The organism is Mycobacterium sp. E802 (genome assembly GCF_001666875.1).
GTDB lineage: Bacteria > Actinomycetota > Actinomycetes > Mycobacteriales > Mycobacteriaceae > Mycobacterium.
In genome coordinates this window covers 1-17,940 of the sequence record NZ_LZJD01000155.1, presented here as the reverse complement: position 1 = coordinate 17,940, position 17,940 = coordinate 1, and the positions used below count along the sequence as shown (strand labels likewise).

18 protein-coding genes are annotated in these 17,940 nt (G+C 66.3%); 6 read left to right on the top strand and 12 right to left on the bottom strand.

The window, feature by feature from the left end:
• Window positions 1–3 precede the first annotated feature (3 nt).
• Entirely contained in the window at window positions 4–237 is a 234-nt protein-coding gene (locus A5699_RS22285; protein WP_231965800.1) for a ferredoxin, read from the bottom strand.
• 139 nt (window positions 238–376) lie between these two features.
• Between A5699_RS22285 and A5699_RS22280 the strand changes: the two genes are divergently transcribed.
• A complete protein-coding gene (locus tag A5699_RS22280; RefSeq protein ID WP_067774004.1) occupies window positions 377–970 on the top strand; it encodes a TetR/AcrR family transcriptional regulator in 594 nt (197 codons plus the stop codon).
• Here A5699_RS22280 and A5699_RS22275 read toward each other — a convergent pair.
• The 6 genes from A5699_RS22275 to hsaA form a co-directional block, all read right to left on the bottom strand.
• Complete coding sequence (locus tag A5699_RS22275; RefSeq protein ID WP_067774001.1) at window positions 963–1,802, bottom strand: mycofactocin-coupled SDR family oxidoreductase; 840 nt, start codon at window positions 1,800–1,802, stop codon at window positions 963–965. The two genes, A5699_RS22280 and A5699_RS22275, sit on opposite strands and share 8 nt — an antisense overlap.
• A 147-nt stretch (window positions 1,803–1,949) precedes the next feature.
• A complete protein-coding gene (locus tag A5699_RS22270; RefSeq protein ID WP_157561398.1) occupies window positions 1,950–3,437 on the bottom strand; it encodes a hypothetical protein in 1,488 nt (495 codons plus the stop codon).
• Window positions 3,438–3,627: 190 nt separating this feature from the next.
• Window positions 3,628–4,194: a 3-hydroxy-9,10-secoandrosta-1,3,5(10)-triene-9,17-dione monooxygenase reductase subunit gene (gene hsaB, locus A5699_RS22265; protein WP_067773996.1), complete on the bottom strand. Its 567-nt coding sequence runs from the start codon at window positions 4,192–4,194 to the stop codon at window positions 3,628–3,630.
• Between the two features lie 2 nt (window positions 4,195–4,196).
• A complete protein-coding gene (gene hsaC, locus A5699_RS22260; RefSeq protein ID WP_067773994.1) occupies window positions 4,197–5,096 on the bottom strand; it encodes an iron-dependent extradiol dioxygenase HsaC in 900 nt (299 codons plus the stop codon).
• Window positions 5,097–5,099: 3 nt separating this feature from the next.
• On the bottom strand, window positions 5,100–5,987 hold the full coding sequence (gene hsaD / locus A5699_RS22255; protein ID WP_067773991.1) for a 4,5:9,10-diseco-3-hydroxy-5,9,17-trioxoandrosta-1(10),2-diene-4-oate hydrolase: 888 nt from the start codon (window positions 5,985–5,987) through the stop codon (window positions 5,100–5,102).
• 5 nt (window positions 5,988–5,992) lie between these two features.
• Window positions 5,993–7,183, bottom strand: coding sequence for a 3-hydroxy-9,10-secoandrosta-1,3,5(10)-triene-9,17-dione monooxygenase oxygenase subunit (hsaA, locus tag A5699_RS22250; RefSeq protein WP_067773988.1), 1,191 nt, complete (start codon window positions 7,181–7,183; stop codon window positions 5,993–5,995).
• Between the two features lie 167 nt (window positions 7,184–7,350).
• On the opposite strand from hsaA, the gene A5699_RS22245 reads away from it, so the two are divergent.
• Both A5699_RS22245 and A5699_RS22240 read left to right on the top strand, forming a co-directional pair.
• Window positions 7,351–8,412: a ferredoxin--NADP reductase gene (locus A5699_RS22245; protein WP_067773985.1), complete on the top strand. Its 1,062-nt coding sequence runs from the start codon at window positions 7,351–7,353 to the stop codon at window positions 8,410–8,412.
• A 28-nt stretch (window positions 8,413–8,440) separates the two neighbouring features.
• Complete coding sequence (locus A5699_RS22240; RefSeq protein WP_067774041.1) at window positions 8,441–9,010, top strand: hypothetical protein; 570 nt, start codon at window positions 8,441–8,443, stop codon at window positions 9,008–9,010.
• A gap of 89 nt (window positions 9,011–9,099) precedes the next feature.
• Here the strand turns inward: A5699_RS22240 and A5699_RS22235 are convergent, their stop codons facing one another.
• Window positions 9,100–11,229, bottom strand: a complete 2,130-nt coding sequence (locus A5699_RS22235; RefSeq protein WP_067773982.1) for an acyl-CoA dehydrogenase — start codon at window positions 11,227–11,229, stop codon at window positions 9,100–9,102.
• A 273-nt stretch (window positions 11,230–11,502) separates the two neighbouring features.
• Between A5699_RS22235 and kstR the strand changes: the two genes are divergently transcribed.
• Entirely contained in the window at window positions 11,503–12,108 is a 606-nt protein-coding gene (kstR, locus tag A5699_RS22230) for a cholesterol catabolism transcriptional regulator KstR (RefSeq protein WP_164480958.1), read from the top strand.
• A 3-nt stretch (window positions 12,109–12,111) separates the two neighbouring features.
• Window positions 12,112–12,873: a trehalose-phosphatase gene (otsB, locus tag A5699_RS22225; protein ID WP_067773976.1), complete on the top strand. Its 762-nt coding sequence runs from the start codon at window positions 12,112–12,114 to the stop codon at window positions 12,871–12,873.
• On the opposite strand, the gene A5699_RS22220 is transcribed toward otsB, so the two are convergent.
• Genes A5699_RS22220 through A5699_RS22205 form a run of 4 tightly spaced genes read right to left on the bottom strand, consistent with a single transcriptional unit; the run spans window position 12,870 to window position 16,608 of the window.
• On the bottom strand, window positions 12,870–13,970 hold the full coding sequence (locus tag A5699_RS22220; protein ID WP_067773973.1) for a LacI family DNA-binding transcriptional regulator: 1,101 nt from the start codon (window positions 13,968–13,970) through the stop codon (window positions 12,870–12,872). The genes otsB and A5699_RS22220 overlap by 4 nt on opposite strands.
• Window positions 13,971–13,981: 11 nt before the next feature.
• The gene (locus tag A5699_RS22215) at window positions 13,982–14,860 is read right to left on the bottom strand and encodes a metal ABC transporter permease (protein ID WP_067773970.1); all 879 of its coding nucleotides are present in this window, start codon (window positions 14,858–14,860) and stop codon (window positions 13,982–13,984) included.
• Window positions 14,860–15,642, bottom strand: coding sequence for a metal ABC transporter ATP-binding protein (locus A5699_RS22210; RefSeq protein WP_067773967.1), 783 nt, complete (start codon window positions 15,640–15,642; stop codon window positions 14,860–14,862). The genes A5699_RS22215 and A5699_RS22210 overlap by 1 nt, the downstream gene beginning before the upstream one ends.
• 6 nt (window positions 15,643–15,648) lie before the next feature.
• On the bottom strand, window positions 15,649–16,608 hold the full coding sequence (locus A5699_RS22205) for a metal ABC transporter solute-binding protein, Zn/Mn family (protein WP_067773964.1): 960 nt from the start codon (window positions 16,606–16,608) through the stop codon (window positions 15,649–15,651).
• A gap of 57 nt (window positions 16,609–16,665) precedes the next feature.
• Here A5699_RS22205 and A5699_RS22200 point away from each other — a divergent pair, with 57 nt between their 5' ends.
• Window positions 16,666–17,796: a GTP-binding protein gene (locus A5699_RS22200; protein ID WP_067773961.1), complete on the top strand. Its 1,131-nt coding sequence runs from the start codon at window positions 16,666–16,668 to the stop codon at window positions 17,794–17,796.
• Window positions 17,797–17,940 lie beyond the last annotated feature (144 nt).

The window sequence follows — 17,940 nt, the reverse complement described above, 5'->3', positions numbered from 1 at the left end:
GGCTCAGTGGCCTTTCGTGCTGGTGGCAAGGAGGCTGATCGCCTGACGCGGGCACGCGTCGACGGCGGATTTGACGGTGTCCCAGGTGTGTTCATCCCACTGTCCGTCCGGCTGGACAGCGCCGGCCACCTCGTCGTCGGACAGGTCGAACACCTCGGGGGCCAGTTGGATGCACAGTGCGTGGCCCTCGCACAGGCCGGCGTCCACCCGGACCATGGTTTCGCTGGTGTCGTGCATTTTCCCTCAGTTCTGAATTTGATCAATCGATCAAACCGTTAAGATGGCTCATGCTTACCACCCCCGGCCAGCAGCGGTCAAGGATCGCTGCCGGACGCAAATTTCTCTTGTCGGGCAATGATTTTCGGAGGATGCGCTGATGCCGGCGGCACGGGGCGCCAAGGGCAAGGACGCGGGCACCCGCAAGCGGCTGATCGAGGCAACCGCCCAGGTCATCCGGGACGAGGGATATGCCGCCGCCACCACTCGAAGGATCGCGGCCGTAGCAGGCGTGCGCTCGGCGCTGGTGTACTACTACTTCGACACCCTCGACGACCTGTTCGTCGCGGTGGTGCGTAGCGGGGCCGACGCGGCGCTGGCCCGGATGCGCGAGGCCGTGACGAACGACGATCCGCTGCGGGCCCTGTGGCTGATCAATTCCGACTCCCGCGTCACCGGACTCAACACCGAGTTCATGGCATTGGCCAACCACCGCAAGGCAATCGGTGCCGAACTCAAGGCGTACTCCGAGCGGGTTCGCGACATCGAGGCCACCGCGATGGCAGGCGTGCTGCGGGCCCACGGCGTGGACATGGAGCAGTTTCCGCCGGTGGTGATGTCGATGCTGCTCACCCAGTCCGCCCGCAGCCTGTGCAACGAAGAGGCGGTCGGCGTGACCGCGGGCCACGCCGAGTTCCGCGCCTTCGTCGAGCGTTTTCTGCACTGGTTCGGCAGCGACCAGACCGCTACTTGAGCATGCTGCCGGCGTCCACGGTGACCGGCAGACCGGTGATGTAGCGGGCCTCGTCCGAGGCGAGGAACAGCACCGCGTTGCTGATGTCGACCGGTTCCACCCAGCCGACCGGCAGAACGTGCATCAACTGGGCCACCACGGCCATGTCGTCGGGACCCGGGGTCTCCAGATCCGGGCGGAACAGCTTCATCGTGCCCTCGTTCATGAACATCGGGGTGTTCACATTCGTCGGACACACCGAGTTGACCCGGATCGAGTGCTGGCCCAGTTCCACTGCGAAGCTGCGCATCAGGCCGATGACGCCGTGCTTGGCGGCGATGTAGTGACCGGTGTGCGGGTAGGCCTTGAGGCCACCGACCGAGCTGGTCAGGATGATCGAACCGCCGCGGCCACCGGAAAGGATATGGGGCACTGCGGCTTTGACGGACTTCCAGACACCCGACAGGTTGACACCGATCATGTCATCCCAGTCGGACTGCTTGGTCTCGTGCAGCACGTCGCCGCCGTTGCCGATCCCGGCGTTGGCCACCACGATGTCGAGGCGACCCAGCTGCTCGACACCGCTGTCGACAGCCTCCTTGAGCGCATCGAAATCACGCACGTCGACCTCGGCCGTCACGATCCGACGATCCAGACCCTTGATCAGATCCGCGGTCTCGGCCAGATCATCCGGGGTCGACGCCGGAATCGCACTCGTGTCGGTGACCGGGGCGCAGACGTCGACGGCGATGATGTCCGCACCCTCTTGCGCCAACCGCAGTGCGTGGCTGCGTCCCTGCCCGCGCGCCGCGCCGGTAACCAGGGCGACCTTGCCCTCCACCCGACCAGTCATGTGCATCCTTTCGACGTTTTGATCGATTGATCAAACAATGACAGGACTGAAGCAGGTACGTCAAGAGCGGTTTTGATCGTTTGGTAAGTGCGAACAAGCGAAACTGGGCCCCACCTTGGCAGGTGGGGCCCAGCTACGGAGTGCTACTTACGAAGACGAGGAACCGGAATCCTTCTTGGACTCCTTGGACTTGGCTTCCTTGGTCTTCTTCGATTCAGCCTTGACCTTCTTGGACTCAGCCTTGGCTTCCTTGGCCGCAGCCCTGGCTTCCTTGGCCTCCGCGGCCTTGGCCTGCCGGGCCTCCTTGGCCTCGTTGAACTTGGCCTTGATCCGATCGCCGATCTTGACCTTGCCCTTGGTCGTGTCATCAGCCTTGGCGTCGGCGGTCTTGTCGACGGCCGGTGCGCTCACCAGTCCGGCAGCAGCGTCGTCCGCGGCGGAGGAGCCTGCGTCAACGCTCGGAGCCTCTTCCTTCAGGACTTCTTCCTTGACAGGCTCAACGGCCGTCTCGACCTTTGCGGGCTCGATGGCCGGCGCCTCGACCTTGACCGGCACGAGGGTCGACTTCGCCAACTTGGTGAACGGCGAAACAGTCAGCTCGTCGGAAACCTCCTGGGCCACGGCGATCGTCCGTGCCGCATCCGTCTCGGAGGTGACCTCCGGGGTGTTGTCGATCGCCTCGGCGAAGGCCTTGGGAAGGTTCACCAGCAGGTTCTGCAGGAGGCCCGGGACGATCCGGGCCCCGCCCTGTTCGCCCGGCTCGGCCCAGGTGAGCAACGCCGGCCACTCGGAGTAGCCCACTGTGCCCGTATCCGGGTCGACGTCTGCATAGTCGAATCCGTTGAGCGCCGCGTTGACGAGGATGCCCGGCGTGTTCACCACCGCATTGATGACACCCTCGAAATCACCCGCGGCCGCGCTGGTGCTGATCGCCTCGGCAACGCGGGCCAACTCGAACACCGGGCCGCTGACCGCCGCGAAGGTGTTCTGGAACAGGGCACTGACCACCACGCTGGAGGTGAAGGTCGCCGCGACCAGATTCGTGAAGTTCTGTGCGATCTGCTCAGGGATGCCGACCATGTACTCGGTCCCGTTGCGCGGGATGCCCGAGAGGATGAACCCGGGGGCGATCAGCGAGCCAAAGGCGCCCTGGAAGGCGTACAGCATGGAGTGGTTGAACCACCGGTACGCCTCACCGATGTCACCGGCCTCGAGGGCGTCCAGCGCCATCTGCAGACGTGCCTCGCCGTTGTTACCGGACCACCAGCTCTGCAGGTTCGTGGGGATGGCCTCGAAGGCAGCGCCGAACTTCTCGGCGTAACCCAGCTGGTTTTCCACGATCTGGCTGAGCAGCGGTGCGGGGTTGGCCGCGACGGCGCCGCCGAGGTGCTGCAGGTTGCTGAAGGTCGTCTCGAACAACGAGCCGTAGACATCGAGCGGCGAGGCGGTGGCGTCCATCGAGGCCGTCAGGTCGTACGCAAGCGTCTTGGCCTGCTCGACGACCGAGGTGTTCTGGGCAACCGGGGTGACCGCGATGGCGCTGGTAGCCACCATGGCGACGCCGGCGAGAAGGAACTTGTTCTTCCGGTTCACCGATGCGGTGTCACCGGAGGAAGCAAGGGCAGGATAGGGCAACTGAGTCTCCTGAAGCTGATAATTGACTGTGGAACGACCAAAAGTTAGCTTAGGTTACTCTAAATTTCAATAGGTATGGCTACCCTGACCTACGCAGGCCCCTGGGGCGCGCTCAGCCACTCGAAAGCCCAGGTAGAACGACAATGGACCCCTCCCGGTGGAAGGGGTCCATTTGTTGCCTAGTTAAAGATCAGAGCCAGGTATCGGACGTCGTGGTGGTGAGGAACGCCTCCAGGTCGTCACGCCACTGCGCCGGGGTGTTCTTGTCCGGCTCGATCCCGGTGTACTCGCCGCGATAGAACAGCAGGGGACGCGGCTTGAGTTTCGACACCTCCGATAGTGCGTGCACGGCACCGAACACCACGAAGTGATCCCCACCGTCGTGCACGGAGTGCACCGTGCAGTCGATGTGGGCGAGGCTGCCGTCGATCACCGGCGAACCAAGCTCCGAGGGTGTCCAATCGATACCGGCGAACTTGTCCGGCGCCTTGGAACCGAACTGCGCGGACACGTGCTGCTGTTTCTCGTGCAGCATGTTCACGCAGAACTTCCTGCTGGCCTCGATGGCCTGCCAGGCGCGTGACTGCTTAGTGGGGCAGAACAACACCAACGGCGGGTCGAGCGACAGCGCGGCGAACGACTGGCAGGCAAAGCCGATCGGCACGTCGTCATGGACGGTGGTGATGACCGTGACACCGGTGCAGAACTGGCCGAGCACATTTCGGAATGTGCGGGGATCGATCGCGGCGGTGGACATGCCTACTTGAATCCGACCGAGAAGTCATGCCCCCACAGACTGACCGCGGTGGACTCCCGGGCAACCCAGTTGTCGTCGTCGACTTCGAGTCCCTCACAACCGAACTCGACGTCGAAACCGCCCGGGGTCTTCATGTAGAAGGACAGCATCTTGTCGTTGACGTGGCGGCCCAGCGTCGCCGACATCTTCACCTTGCGGCGGAGGGCCCGGTCCAGGCACAGGCCCACGTCGTCGGAGTTCTCCACCTCGACCATCAGATGCACGATGCCACTGGGCGTCTGCCCCGGCATGAACGCGACGCTGTGGTGACGGGGGTTGACGCCGAGGAAGCGCAACCACGCGGGGTCGCCATCGGCCGGCCGCCCCACCAGCTGCGGGGGCAGACGCATCGAATCCCGCAGATAGAAGCCCAGCACGTCGCGGTAGAAGTGCAGTGACTCAGCATCGTCCTTGGTGGTGAGGACGACGTGGCCCAGTCCCTGCTCTTCGGTGACGAACTTGTGCCCGTAGGGGCTGACCACACGCCGGTGTTCCAGGGCGACACCATGGAACACCTCGAGCCGGTTGCCCGACGGATCCTCGAAGATGATCATCCCGTCGACCCGACGATCGGCGAGCTCGGCAGCCGTGGCCTCTTTGTACGGTGTCCCGTTGGCCTCGAGGCGAGTCCGGATGTCCTGCAGCTCAGCGGCATTCGCCGTCTCCCAGCCGGACTCCAGCAGCCGGTCATGCTCACCGGGGACGATCACCAGCCGCGCCGGGAACTCGTCCATCCGCAGGTACAGCGCACCTTCGGTCTTGCCGGACCCCTCGACCATGCCGAGGACCTTGAGCCCGTATTCACGCCAGGCGGCCATGTCGGTGGCCTCGATGCGCAGGTAGCCCAGTGACTTGATGCTCATCGCCTAACCCCCAAGGAAATCGATGGTGAGCTTGTTGAACTCGTCGAACTTCTCGACCTGAGCCCAGTGCCCACACTGCCCGAAGACGTGCAGCTGCACACGCGGAATCTGCTTGACGGCAACCAGTGCGCCGTCGAGCGGGTTGACCCGATCCTCGCGGCCCCAGATCAACAGCACCGGCTGGCGCAGCTTGTACACCTCGCGCCACATCATGCCGAGCTCGAAGTCCGCACCGGCGAAGGACTTGCCCATCGCCCGGGTGGCAGCCAGCGACTCGGGCGTGCTGGCGATCGCGAACCGTTCCTCGACCAGTTCCGGGGTGACCAGCTTCTGGTCGAACACCATGATCCGGATGAAGGCTTCCAGGTTCTCGCGCGTCGGTTCGAAGTTGAACTTGGCGAGCGCCTTGACGCCTTCGGTCGGGTCGGGCGCGAACAGGTTGACGCTCAGCCCGCCCGGGCCCATCAGCACCAGCTTGCCGGCGCGGTCGGGGTAGTCCAGCGCGAAGCGGACGGCGGTGCCACCGCCCAGCGAGTTGCCCAGCAGCGGGATGCGACCCTGCAGGCCGAGGTGGTCGAACAGCCCGAGCAGCGCCTTGGCGCTGTAGCGGTTGTACTGCTCGTGCTCGGTGTGCTTGTCGGAGTACCCGTAGCCGGGCTGATCGACGGCCAGCACGTGGTAGCGCTCGGCCAGCACCGCGATGTTGCGGCCGAAGTTGGACCAACTCGACGCGCCAGGACCACCGCCGTGCAACAGCACGATGGTCTGCGCCTCGGGGTCACCGGCCTCGTGGTAGTGCAGCCGCATGTCGTCTCGGACCTGGGCGTACCGCGAGGTGGATTCGAACGTGATCTCTTGCTGCTGAGCAGCTTCGGCGGCGAACGACGTCATCGCGATCAGACCATCGTGTCGGCCGGGGGCAGGCCGAACTCGTTGTTGCCGAAGATGAGGTAGGCCCGCTCGGGATCGTTGGCGGCGTGCACCCGGCCGGCGTGAGCGTCGCGCCAGAACCGTTGCACCGGAGCGTCATTGGCCAACGCGGTGGCACCCGAGGCCTCGAAGAGCCGGTCGATCGAGGCGATGGCCCGGCCGGTGGCACGCACCTGATCACGACGGGCGCGGGCCCGCAGCTCGAACGGGATCTCCTTGCCGGCCGACAGCAGGGCGTACTCGTCGGCGACGTTGCCCGACAGCTGGCGCCAGGCGGCGTCGATGTCGCTGGCCGCCTCGGCGATCCGGATCTTGGCGAACGGATCGTCCTTGGCCTTCTCCCCGGCGAATGCCGCGCGCACCCGCTTGCCCTGATGCTCGACGTGCGCGTCGTACGCGCCATAGGCCATGCCGACGATCGGAGCCGAGATGGTGGTGGGATGGATTGTGCCCCAAGGCATCTTGTACACCGGGGCGGTGTTGGTCTGGTACCCGCCGGCAGTGCCGTCGTTCATCGCCTTGTAGGACAGGAAGCGGTGCTTGGGCACGAACACGTCCTTGACCACGACGGTGTTCGAGCCGGTGCCCCGCAGGCCGACGACGTTCCAGACGTCATCGATCTGGTAGTCCGTCCGCGGGATCAGGAAGCTGCCGAAGTCGACCGGGCGACCGTCCTTGATGACAGGGCCGCCGAGGAAGGCCCAGGTGGCGTGGTCACAACCAGAGGACCAGTTCCACGCGCCGTTGACCAGGTAACCGTCGCCGGCCTCGGTGACCACACCGGCACCCATCGGGGCGTAGGAGGAGGAGATCCGCACCGAGGTGTCCTCACCCCAGACATCTTCCTGGGCCTGCTGATCGAACAGCGCCAGGTGCCAGTTGTGCACGCCGATGATGCCGGCCACCCAGCCGGTGGAACCGCACGCGCTGGCCAACCGCCGGACCGCCTCGTAGAACAGCGTCGGGTCGCACTGCAGCCCACCCCACTGCTCGGGTTGCAGCAACTTGAAGAAGCCGATCTCCTCCAATGCCTTGACGTTTGCGTCGGGCAGCTTGCGCAGATCCTCGGTCTCCTGCGCGCGCTCGCGCAGCGCTGGCAGCAGTTCATCGATGCCGGCCAGAACCGCCTGAACGTCACGCTGTTCAATGGATGTCACGGAAATGCCTCCCAAGAATCGGACTGCGATGAGCGCGAGCTGACCGCTTAGACAGAGATTAGAACACGTTACGATTTGTGTCGAGTAGCGAGTTCCTACGGGGGCTGGACCTGGGCAAGTACGTTTTTGTAACCTGTTCTAGTTATGAGTGAAGAGAGGGTCCAGCCGTGACTGATGAGCCACTGGGCAGCCATGTGCTCGAACTGCAGGTGAGCGCGGTCATCGAGGAGACGGCCGACGCCCGGTCCCTCGTGTTCTCCGTGCCCGAAGGCTCGGACATCGCCGCCGAGAAGCTGCGCTACTCCCCTGGCCAGTTCCTGACCTTGCGGGTACCCAGCGATCGCACCGGTTCGGTGGCCCGCTGCTACTCGTTGTCCAGTTCACCGACGACGGACGACCAACTGACCGTCACGGTCAAGCGCACCGCCGACGGCTACGCGTCGAACTGGCTGTGCGACAACGCGCACGCCGGCATGAAGATCCATGTGCTGGCCCCGTCGGGCACCTTCGTGCCCAAGAATCTCGACACCGACTTCCTGCTGCTGGCCGCCGGCAGCGGCATCACCCCGATGATGGCGATCTGCAAATCCGCCCTCGCCGAAGGCACCGGCAACGTCGTGCTCGTCTACGCCAACCGTGACGAGAACTCGGTCATCTTCGGCGCGACCCTGCGCGAGCTGGCGGCCAAGTACCCCGACCGGTTCACCGTCGTGCACTGGCTGGAGAGCGTTCAGGGTCTGCCCAGCACGGCCGCCCTGGCCGCGCTGGTGAGCCCCTACACCCCACGCGAGTCCTTCATCTGCGGGCCCGGACCATTCATGGCCGCCGCCGAGCAGGCCCTGCAACAGGCCGGCGCCCCAGCCGAGAACATCCACATCGAGGTGTTCAAGTCGTTGGATTCGGATCCGTTCGCCGCGGTGGTGATCGAGGAAGACGACGACAGCGACCAGGGGCCGGCCACCGCGATCGTCACCCTGGACGGCGCCACCCACGAGATCCGCTGGCCCCGTTCGGCCAAGCTGCTCGACGTCCTGTTGGACAAGGGCCTGGATGCACCGTTCTCCTGCCGCGAAGGTCATTGTGGTGCGTGCGCGGTGCTGAAGAAATCGGGCGACGTGGAGATGGAGATCAACGACGTCCTGGAACCCTCCGATCTCGACGAGGGGCTGATCCTGGGTTGCCAGGCCACGCCGGTGTCGGATTCGGTCGAAGTCACCTACGACGAGTAGCGAGCGGATACCTTTCTTGACGATGACGATCAACAGGCTCTCCGCAGCGAGCGCGGCAGCGGTGCTGACCGCGGCGGCGCTGACGTATCCCGCGTCGGCGACGGCGGCCGCCAACTCGGCCGTCACCTCGATCCCCAGCCCGGCGGGCACGATCGAGATGCACGTGAACGCCGAGTGTTCGGGCGGCCGGTGCACGTTCAACACGCACGCCAACCTGCTGACGCCCGAGGGCCCCATCGGATTCCCCGGTGACACCTGGGCACGTCAGACCATCACGCTGCGCAGCACCAACAAGGACACCTGGCAGGAGGCGTCCTACAGCGCCCCGGCCGGAATGCCGCGTGAGATCAAGGGCTCCAACCACGACAACGTGCTGTCGAAGTTGTACCGGTCGCTGAACAGGGTCGAGATCTCGGCGACGTATTTCGGTGGCGGGCCGATCGAGCGTTTCACCATCGACGGCGAATCCGTGCCCACCGAATGGCGCACCGGGCAGCCGAACACCAAGGACGATTTCATCGTCTGCTCAGTGATCCAGGTGGTCTATGGCGGGGTCAACCTCACCACGCCTACCGCCTGCACGCAGACCGGGTTCTGATCAGCGCTCACGCGCCCGGCGAGCAGACGTAAACCCGTACCTTTTTGCCGAAAAAGGTACGGGTTTACGTCTGTTCGCGGAAGAAAGTCCTAGCGCGGCAGGCCCAGAAGGCGCTCACCGGCGAGGGTCAGCAGGATCTGCTCGGTGCCGCCGGCGATCGTCAGGCAGCGGGTGTTGAGGAAGTCGTGTACCTCCTGGTTGCGCACCACACCGCCGCCGTCGGAGAGCTCCAGCCGGAACTCGGCGAGCGCCTGCCGGTAGCGCACCCCGATCAGCTTGCGAGCCGAGGCCTGCGCGCCGGTGTCCTGCCCGGCGACCGCGAGCTGGGCGATCCGCTGATCGAGCAGTGAGCCCACCTGGGCCGTCAGGATCAACCCGCCGAGGCGGTCCAGATCGGCCGGATCCACGTCGGCCTGCTGCCCGAGCGCCCGCAGCAGTTCTTCCATCGGGTTGCCCAACGCGGTGCCGCCGGCCATGGCCACCCGCTCGTTGGCCAGCGTGGTGCGGGCCAGCCGCCAGCCGTCGTTGACCGTGCCCACCACCATCTCGTCGGGCACGAACACGTCGTCGAAGAACACCTCGTTGAACAGCTCGTCACCGGTGATCTCGCGCAGCGGCCGGATCACGATGCCCGGGGACTTCATGTCGATCAGGAAGTAGGTGATGCCCTTGTGTTTCGGGGCGTCGGCGTCGGTGCGCGCCAGGCACACGCCCCAGTGCGCCTTCTGCGCCGCGGAGGTCCACACCTTCTGCCCGGTCAGTTTCCATCCGGCCTCACCGTTGGGCCCTTCGGCGCGAACGGCTTTCATGCGTAGGGCGGCCAGATCCGAACCGGCGCCCGGCTCGGAGAACAGCTGGCACCACGACAGGTCACCGCGCAGCGTGGCCGGCACGAACTGGTCGATCTGCTCGGGGCTGCCGTGTTCCAAGATGGTCGGCACGGCCCACCAGCCGATCACCAGATCCGGCCGCTCCACTTGGGCCGCGGCGAGTTCCTGATCGATCAGCAGCTGCTCGGCCGGAGATGCGTTGCGGCCGTAGGGACGTGGCCAGTGCGGGGCCTGCAGCCCGGCCTCGGCCAGCGCCGCCTGTCGCTGGTCCACCGGCAGGGCGGCCACCTTGGCCACCGCGGCATTGATCTCCGGGCGCAGGGCGGCCACCGACTCCAGGTCGATACGCAACTCACGGCGCACGCCCTGCTGGGTCAGCGCCGAGATCCGGCGCTGCCACGCGCGCTGCCCGCCGAGCGCATGCGAAATGCCATATGCCCGACGCAGATACAGATGTGCCTCGTGCTCCCACGTGATGCCGATGCCACCGAGCACCTGGATGCAGTCCTTGGCGTTGGCCTTGGCCGCATCCACACCGGCCGCGGCAGCCACGGCCGCGGCGATCGACAGCTGGCCGGCATCGGATTCCGAGACCGCACGCGCCGCGTCGGCTGCCGACACCGAAACCTGCTCGGAACGCAACAGCATCTCGGCACACATGTGCTTGACCGCCTGGAAGCTGCCGATCGGCTTGCCGAATTGCTCACGCACCTTGGCGTATTCGGTTGCCGTCTGCAGGGTCCAGCGCGCCAGCCCGGCGGCCTCGGCGGCCAACACGGTGGCGGTGATGTCGGCGAAGCGCTGCCGTGACACCTCGAGCACCTGCGCGGGAGCCGCGTCGAGCACCACCCGCGCCAGCGGCAGCGAGAAGTCGGTGGCAGTGAGCAGGTCGATGCTGACCCCGTCGGCCCCGGCGTCGACCAGCACCACCTGATCGCCGGCCGGAAGCAACAGCACACCGGCGGCGTCGGCACCGAGGACATATTCGGCGGTGCCGGACACCCGGTCCCCGTCGAGGCTCAGATCCGCGTTCAACGCCGCCCCGGCGGTGCGCTCACCCGACACCAGCGCTTCCAGCACCGCATCGTCGGTGACGATCAACGTGGCCAGCGCGGTGGTGGCCACCGGACCGGGCACCAGGGCGGCCGCCGCCTCGTCGACCATCGCGCACAGGTCCTCGACCGTGCCGCCGGCGCCGCCGTGTTCCTCGGCGACTGCGACGCTGAAGATCCCTAGTTCGGCGAGACCCTGAAACGGCCCGCGCCAGGCGTCGGCATCGTGTTCACCGGCTCGGACCGCCGCGGCCGTGTCGGTTGCGGCCGCCCAGCTCCGGACCAGGTCACGGGCGGCAAACTGCTCGTCGGTGATGGTGGCAGATGCGCCGGACATGGTGGACCTCCTAGCCGCTAACGCGAGAAGTCCGTGCTTCCCACTAGAACGTGTTCTAATGGTGACAGCGTTCGACCGTCAAGTCGACCCGCATCACAGCAGTACACGTCCGTGTCTTCACCGGCAGGGAGGTGGGTAGAAGGAGATCGGCGTGCGTATCGTTTTCGACGAGGTACGCGACGAGAAGGAGCCACAGACCGCATGTCCGGCGCATCACAGCCTTCAGGCAACGACACGTCCGGGTCGGACTCGCGACCACGTGAGGTGCTGAACGTGGCCGTCCTCGCCGAATCCGAACTCGGCTCCGAAGCGCAGCGAGAGCGTCGCAAGCGCATCCTGGACGCCACCTTGGCCATCGCCTCCAAGGGCGGTTACGAGGCGGTGCAGATGCGTGCCGTGGCCGAGCGGGCCGACGTCGCGGTCGGCACGCTGTACCGCTACTTCCCCTCCAAGGTCCATCTGCTGGTCTCTGCCCTGGGCCGCGAGTTCGAACGCATCGACGCCAAGACCGACCGGGCCGCGCTCGCCGGTGGCACGCCGTACCAGCGGCTCAGCTTCATGGTCGGCAAGCTGAACCGGGCCATGCAGCGCAACCCGCTGCTCACCGAGGCCATGACCCGCGCCTTCGTCTTCGCCGACGCATCAGCGGCCGGTGAGGTCGATCATGTCGGCAAGTTGATGGACTCGATGTTCGCCCGCGCGATGAGCGACGGCGAGCCGACCGAGGACCAGTACCACATCGCGCGCGTGATCTCCGATGTGTGGCTGTCGAATCTGCTGGCCTGGCTGACCCGCCGCGCCTCGGCCACCGATGTCAGCAAGCGGCTCGATCTGGCCGTGCGTCTGCTGATCGGCGCGGAGGACAAACCTAAGATCTGACGGGTGAGTGCTCTCCCCGTAGAACTCAAGGCGGCGCTGACCCGAGTGGCCGGCGCACCCCGGCTGCTGATCACCTCTGACTTCGATGGCACGCTGGCCCCGATCGTCAACAACCCGGCCGACGCGCGTCCGTTGCGTGCAGGCGCCGAAGCGCTTGTGGCGCTGGCTCAATGCCCCGGCACCGCGACCGCGCTGATCTCCGGCCGCGCGCTCGAGGTGCTGCGGGAGCTGTCGGGTATGCCCGCGACGGTGCAGCTCGTCGGCAGCCACGGGGCCGAATTCGCTTCCGGCTTCGCCCATTCCATCGACCGCGCCCTGCTGGACACGATCGCCACCGAACTGGGCGCCATCGCCGCCTCCCGGCCCGGCGTGGCCGTCGAACTCAAACCCGCCAGTGTGGCCCTGCACGTGCGCAACGCCTCGCCTGCCGATGCCGAAGCCGCGAGCGCGCAGGCACTCCACGCCGCGCAAGCCTGGGATGCCCAGCTGACCAAGGGCAAGGCCGTGCTCGAGTTCGCGGTGATCACCACGGACAAGGGTGAGGCGATCGACATCCTGCGCGACGAGCACCGGGCCTCCGCGGTGATCTACTTCGGCGACGACGTAACCGACGAGAAGGCGTTCCGTCGACTGAGCGACGGCGATGTCGGCGTCAAAGTGGGACCGGGCGAAACACTGGCCGGTTATCGCGTCGACGAGCCCGAAGATGTTGTGGCAGCACTGAAGTACCTACTCGACGCCCGTCGCACCGCCGAAACCGGCTAGGCCGGCGGACCCGACGTGCGGCCACGCACCACCTCGGTGGGCAGCACGTCGATCACCGGCAGCCCATCGCGCGGCGGATTGTGCAGCAGTTCGCCGGCCCGTCGCCCCTTGGCCACACTCGACTGCACGACGGTAGACAGGCCGCGCCGCAACGCGTCGGGCACTCCGTCGAAGCCCGTCACCGTCATCTCGCCCGGCACGTAAATCCCCCGCGAGCGCAGATAATCCATGGCCGACAAGGCCAGCACGTCGGCCGTGCACATCAGCGCGGTGATGCGGGGATTGACCTCCAGCGCCACCTCGGCCGCCGCGCCACCCGAGGTCGGCAGATGGTCGAAGCTCTCCACCACGGTCAACGTGGCCGGCGCCAGGCCGGCGGCCGTCATCGCGTCATACACACCGTGAATACGCTCGCGTTGCACGTGAAAATGTGGCGACAGCACCCGATCTGGATCTGCCGGTGCGGATTTCGCGTCGCCATGTGGCCAGTCACGGCCCAACCGCATGGTCAACAACCCGATGTCACGGTGACCGAGATCGAGGACCTGCTCGGCCAGTTGACGCATCGCCCCGCGATCGTCGATGCCGACCCGCGACACCCCGGCCACGTCCTTGGGCTGGTCCACCACCACGACCGGCAACTGACGCTGACGCACCACCGGCAGGTACGGGTCGTCGTCGGAGGCCGAATACACCACGAACCCGTCGACACCGGCCGCCAGCACCGCAGCCGAGCCGTCTTCGAAGCTGCGGTTGGGTCCGATCGCCACCAGGAGCAGCCCCTGCCCCACCGCCTCGCACGATTCGGCAAGCCCGGCAACGAAATCCAATGCGGCCGGATCACTGAAGGAGTAATTGAGCGGTTCGGTGATGATCAGCCCCACCGCCCCGGCCCTGCGGGTCCGCAGGGACCGCGCCACCGGATCGGGGCCGGCGTAGCCGAGACGCTTGGCCGCATCGAAGATCCGATCGCGAAGCTCCGCCGACAACTGGTCGGGACGGTTGTAGGCGTTGGAGATCGTCGTGCGGGAAACCTTCAGTTCGGCCGCCAACGAAGCCAGGGTGGCCCGCCGCTGCGGGTGGGGACTCCTTGGCATGCTTTCTGAGGCTAGTGGATGGCCGAATTCCTCACCCGATCAACCGTCCACATCGCCAACCAGGCCACACACGCGATGGTGACGATCACGAAGCTCGGCGGCATGTTAAAGATCGCCGACACCGCGAGGCCCGCCCACACCGACACCACGCTGATCCCGGTTGAGATAGCCATCGCGGCGATGGGCCGGGCGGTCACCAAGATCGCCGTCGCCGCCGGCGTGACGACGAGCGCGAACAGCAGCAGCGTGCCCACAGCCAGCACGGCCATGGTCACCGCAACGCCGAGCAGAACCATGAACAGCACCGACAAGGCGCGTACCGGTACCCCTTTGGCCTCGGCCACCTGCGCGTTGACCGAGGCGAACAGCAGTGGGCGGAAAACGAATACGACCGATGCCGCCAAGACCACCAACAGCGCGGTGAAGGTCAGCAGCTGCTGATGAGTGATGGCCAGCAGGTTGCCGAACAACACGTTGGTCAGCGTCGAGGTGTTCTTGGTGGCCAGCGAGTTGAAGAACAGGCCGAAGCCCGTGGCCAGCGCCAGCACCGTGCCGGTGGCCACCTCGCGATCATGGGCGCGGCTGCCCAGCGCCCCGATCACCACGGCGCCGGCGATGCAGAAGGCGCCCAGCCCGAGCCCGACGGGCAGGCCCAGCAGGGCCGCGCCGGTGGCCCCGGGCAGACCGATGTGCGCCAGGGCATGCGCGGCGAACGCCGTGTTGCGCACGATGACGAAATAACCGATCAGACCGGCGGCGAGCGCCACCAGGGTGCCGCCGATCAAGGCGTTACGCATGAAGGCCGAGGTCAAAATCTGCCACCAGTTGTGCTGATAGCCCAGTGCCAGAGTGCTTTGGGCGAACGTGCCTTGAGCCAGCACTCCCGTCATCACCCGCTCCTCATGTACATCTGCCCCAACGGGGTGTGGGCCACCTGCACCGCGGTGCCGTAGAGATGGGTCAGCAACCCGGCGTCGACCACCTCGTCGATGGCCGCGTGGTGGGCGTGCCCGTCGAGCAGGTAGATGGCGCTGTCGAGCACGCTCAGCAAGGGGTTGAGGTCATGGGCGACAACGAGAATCGTGACACCGAGATCCTTGTTGAGCCGGGCCAGCAGCTGCACGATCTCGTGCTGGTTGCGCAGGTCGAGCGCGGCCAGCGGTTCGTCGAGGATGAGCATCTTCGGTTGTCCGACAAGGGCACTGGCCAATGCGATGCGCTGACGCTGACCACCTGACAGTTCCGACACCCGCATGTCGGCGAAGCCGGTGGCCTCGACCCAACTCAACGCCTCGGCTATGCGGGCCTTGTCGGCCGCCGAGGTGCGGGTGAAACCCCAGCGCCGGCCGGTCAGGCCCAGGGTGACCGCACCGCGGGCTCGGATCGCCGACCCCGCGCCCGCGACATAGTCCTGGGGGACATAACCGATCAGGTCGTTGTGCTCACCCGGCGCCCCGCCGAGAACCTGGACCGAGCCCGAGGCAGCCGGCAGCAGCCCCAACACCACCTGCAGCATCGTGGATTTACCGGAACCGTTGGAGCCGATCAGCGCGACGATGCCGCCGCTCGGGATCTCGAACGTGCCCTCCGACCAGATCAGGCGCCCGCCGCGGACCGCACTGACGTCGTCGAAGACGAGCGCGGGCGGCTCAGCGGAGTTCGGTGCCACCAGTTGACACTAGCCCTGGACACCGAGGGCTTCAGCGAGCGCGCCGAGTTGGCCCACCTGCCAGGTCTCGAACGAATCGGCTCCGGGCGGCACCGTTTCGGTGACATCGACAACCGGAACACCGGCACTTTCGGCCGCGGCGCGGATCTGCTGGGGCAGCGAGCCCTCCGTCTGGGTGTTGTAGATCAGAACGTCGACCCCGTGGTCGGCGAGCAGACGCAGGAAGGCGTCGAGGTCGGCCGGTGACGGGTCGGTCTCGTTGGACGAGGCGGCCTGGTACCCCGCGGGAGTGGCGTTGATCAGACCGACAGCGGCCGCCATGTCGTCGAACACCGCTTCGGTGGCGGCGTACCGCTTTCCGGAAGCCTTGGTCTTGATGTCGGTGATCAGCTGTTGGTAGGGCTGCATCGCGGTGGTGAACTCGGCCCGCCGCTGGGCGAAGTACTCCTTGGCCTGCGGGGCCAACTGGCTCAGCTCGTCGGTCACGGTGTCGGCGAGGCCGGTGACCGCGGCCGGGTTGTACCAGGCGTGCGGGTTCGCGGTGTGGTCGTCGGCGTGGTCGTGGTCGCCGGTTGCGGTGACCACGACGGCATCCGGCGCAGTGCTCTGGGCCAGCTTGGCAGCCCACTCGTCGTAGTGCCCGCCGTTGACGACGACCAACTGCGCGCCTTGGAATTTGGCCGCGTCTGCGGGCGACGGCTCGAAGTCGTGCGGGTCGACCGAAGATCCGGCGAGCACAGTCGTCACCTTCGCGCAGTCGCCGCCCAGTGCGGACACGATGTCGCCCCACTGATCGACGCTGACGACGACGTTGACCGGGGTAGTCACGCAATCCCCGCCGGCTTCGGGCGGCTGGGTTCCTTCCGAGCCGCAGGCGACGAGGGTGAACGGCGCGGCCAGCAGAAAGGCAGCGGCCGAAGTGCGCAGATTCAGACGTGAAAGCACGGCGATAACGATAACCGTTTGCATTATGCGTTGCACATCCAGATGATAGCTTATTGATAATCATTTTCAATAAGGAGCGCGATGTCCGACCTGCTGCCCGTCACCGTCCTGTCCGGCTTCCTCGGCGCGGGCAAGACCACACTGCTCAACCACATCCTGGCCAACCGCGAGGGCAAGCGGGTCGCCGTGATCGTCAACGACATGAGCGAGGTCAACATCGACGCCGCACTGATCGCCGGGCAAGGACGCCTCGACCGGACCGAGGAGAAACTGGTCGAGCTCACCAACGGATGCATCTGCTGCACGCTGCGCGAGGATCTCGTGGAGGCGGTCGGGGAGCTGGCTCGACAGGGACGCTTCGACCAACTGGTGATCGAATCGACCGGCATCTCCGAACCCATGCCCGTCGCGGCGACCTTCAGCTGGGAGTTCGGCGACGGCTTCCGGCTCGGCGATCTGGCCCGGCTGGACACGTTGGTCACCGTGGTGGACGCCTCGACGTTCCTGACCGAGGTGGTCCGCGGCGACGCGTTGGCCGAGCGCGAGATGACCGCAGGCCCCGGAGACGGCCGCAACGTGGCGGATCTGCTGGTCGACCAGGTGGAGTTCGCCGATGTCATCCTGCTCAACAAAACCGATCTGGTCAGTGCCGAACGGCTCGGCGCGGTCGAGGCGGTGGTTCGCAAGCTCAACCCGCGCGCACGGCTGCTGCACACCGCACACGGCGTGGTCGATCTCGGCGAGGTCCTCGACACGGGCTTGTTCGACCCACTCGCCGCAGCCGAGGCGCCCGGCTGGGACGAGGAGATCGCCGAGGGGCACACTCCCGAGACCGAGGAGTACGGGATCTGTTCGACGACGTTTCGGGCCGATCGCCCGTTTCATCCGCAGCGACTTGCCGAAGTGCTCGAACAGGTGCGAGGCCTGTTGCGCAGCAAGGGTTTCTGCTGGATCGCCAGCCGGCCGTCGATCGCGGCGATCTGGTCACAGGCCGGCCCCAACCTGGTGATCGAGCCGGCCCAGTATTGGTCGGGTACCGAGATCACGCCGGGTCAGGAGATCGTGTTCATCGGGATCAAGCTCGACCAGGAGGCCGTCGACGCACTTCTGCGCAGCGCCCTGCTGACGGATGCCGAACTGGCCGAGGGTGAGCCGGCATGGATGGGCTATCCCGATCCGCTACCGGCCTGGAACGTCACGCACTCGCACTGAGCGGCCTGCGGCCCCACATCGAGATTGTCGCCAGGGACAACATCGCCATTGTTCCTGTCCCTGAGTGCAATCTCGATGTGGGGCTGAACCGTTGGTGTGCCCGGCTAGTGCTCGTGGCCCACGGTTCCGCTGAGCTCATTGGGC

What these genes read in the sequence shown, in the direction of transcription:
- A5699_RS22280 (WP_067774004.1), top strand. Translation starts at nt 377, where the DNA reads ATGCCGGCGGCACGGGGCGCCAAGGGCAAGGACGCGGGCACCCGCAAG.
- A5699_RS22275 (WP_067774001.1), bottom strand. Translation starts at nt 1,802, where the DNA reads ATGACTGGTCGGGTGGAGGGCAAGGTCGCCCTGGTTACCGGCGCGGCG.
- A5699_RS22215 (WP_067773970.1), bottom strand. Translation starts at nt 14,860, where the DNA reads ATGACGGGAGTGCTGGCTCAAGGCACGTTCGCCCAAAGCACTCTGGCA.
- A5699_RS22200 (WP_067773961.1), top strand. Translation starts at nt 16,666, where the DNA reads ATGTCCGACCTGCTGCCCGTCACCGTCCTGTCCGGCTTCCTCGGCGCG.
- A5699_RS22285 (WP_231965800.1), bottom strand. Translation starts at nt 237, where the DNA reads ATGCACGACACCAGCGAAACCATGGTCCGGGTGGACGCCGGCCTGTGC.
- hsaC (WP_067773994.1), bottom strand. Translation starts at nt 5,096, where the DNA reads ATGAGCATCAAGTCACTGGGCTACCTGCGCATCGAGGCCACCGACATG.
- A5699_RS22235 (WP_067773982.1), bottom strand. Translation starts at nt 11,229, where the DNA reads ATGTCCGGCGCATCTGCCACCATCACCGACGAGCAGTTTGCCGCCCGT.
- A5699_RS22205 (WP_067773964.1), bottom strand. Translation starts at nt 16,608, where the DNA reads ATGCAAACGGTTATCGTTATCGCCGTGCTTTCACGTCTGAATCTGCGC.
- hsaB (WP_067773996.1), bottom strand. Translation starts at nt 4,194, where the DNA reads ATGTCCACCGCCGCGATCGATCCCCGCACATTCCGAAATGTGCTCGGC.
- hsaD (WP_067773991.1), bottom strand. Translation starts at nt 5,987, where the DNA reads ATGACGTCGTTCGCCGCCGAAGCTGCTCAGCAGCAAGAGATCACGTTC.
- A5699_RS22220 (WP_067773973.1), bottom strand. Translation starts at nt 13,970, where the DNA reads ATGCCAAGGAGTCCCCACCCGCAGCGGCGGGCCACCCTGGCTTCGTTG.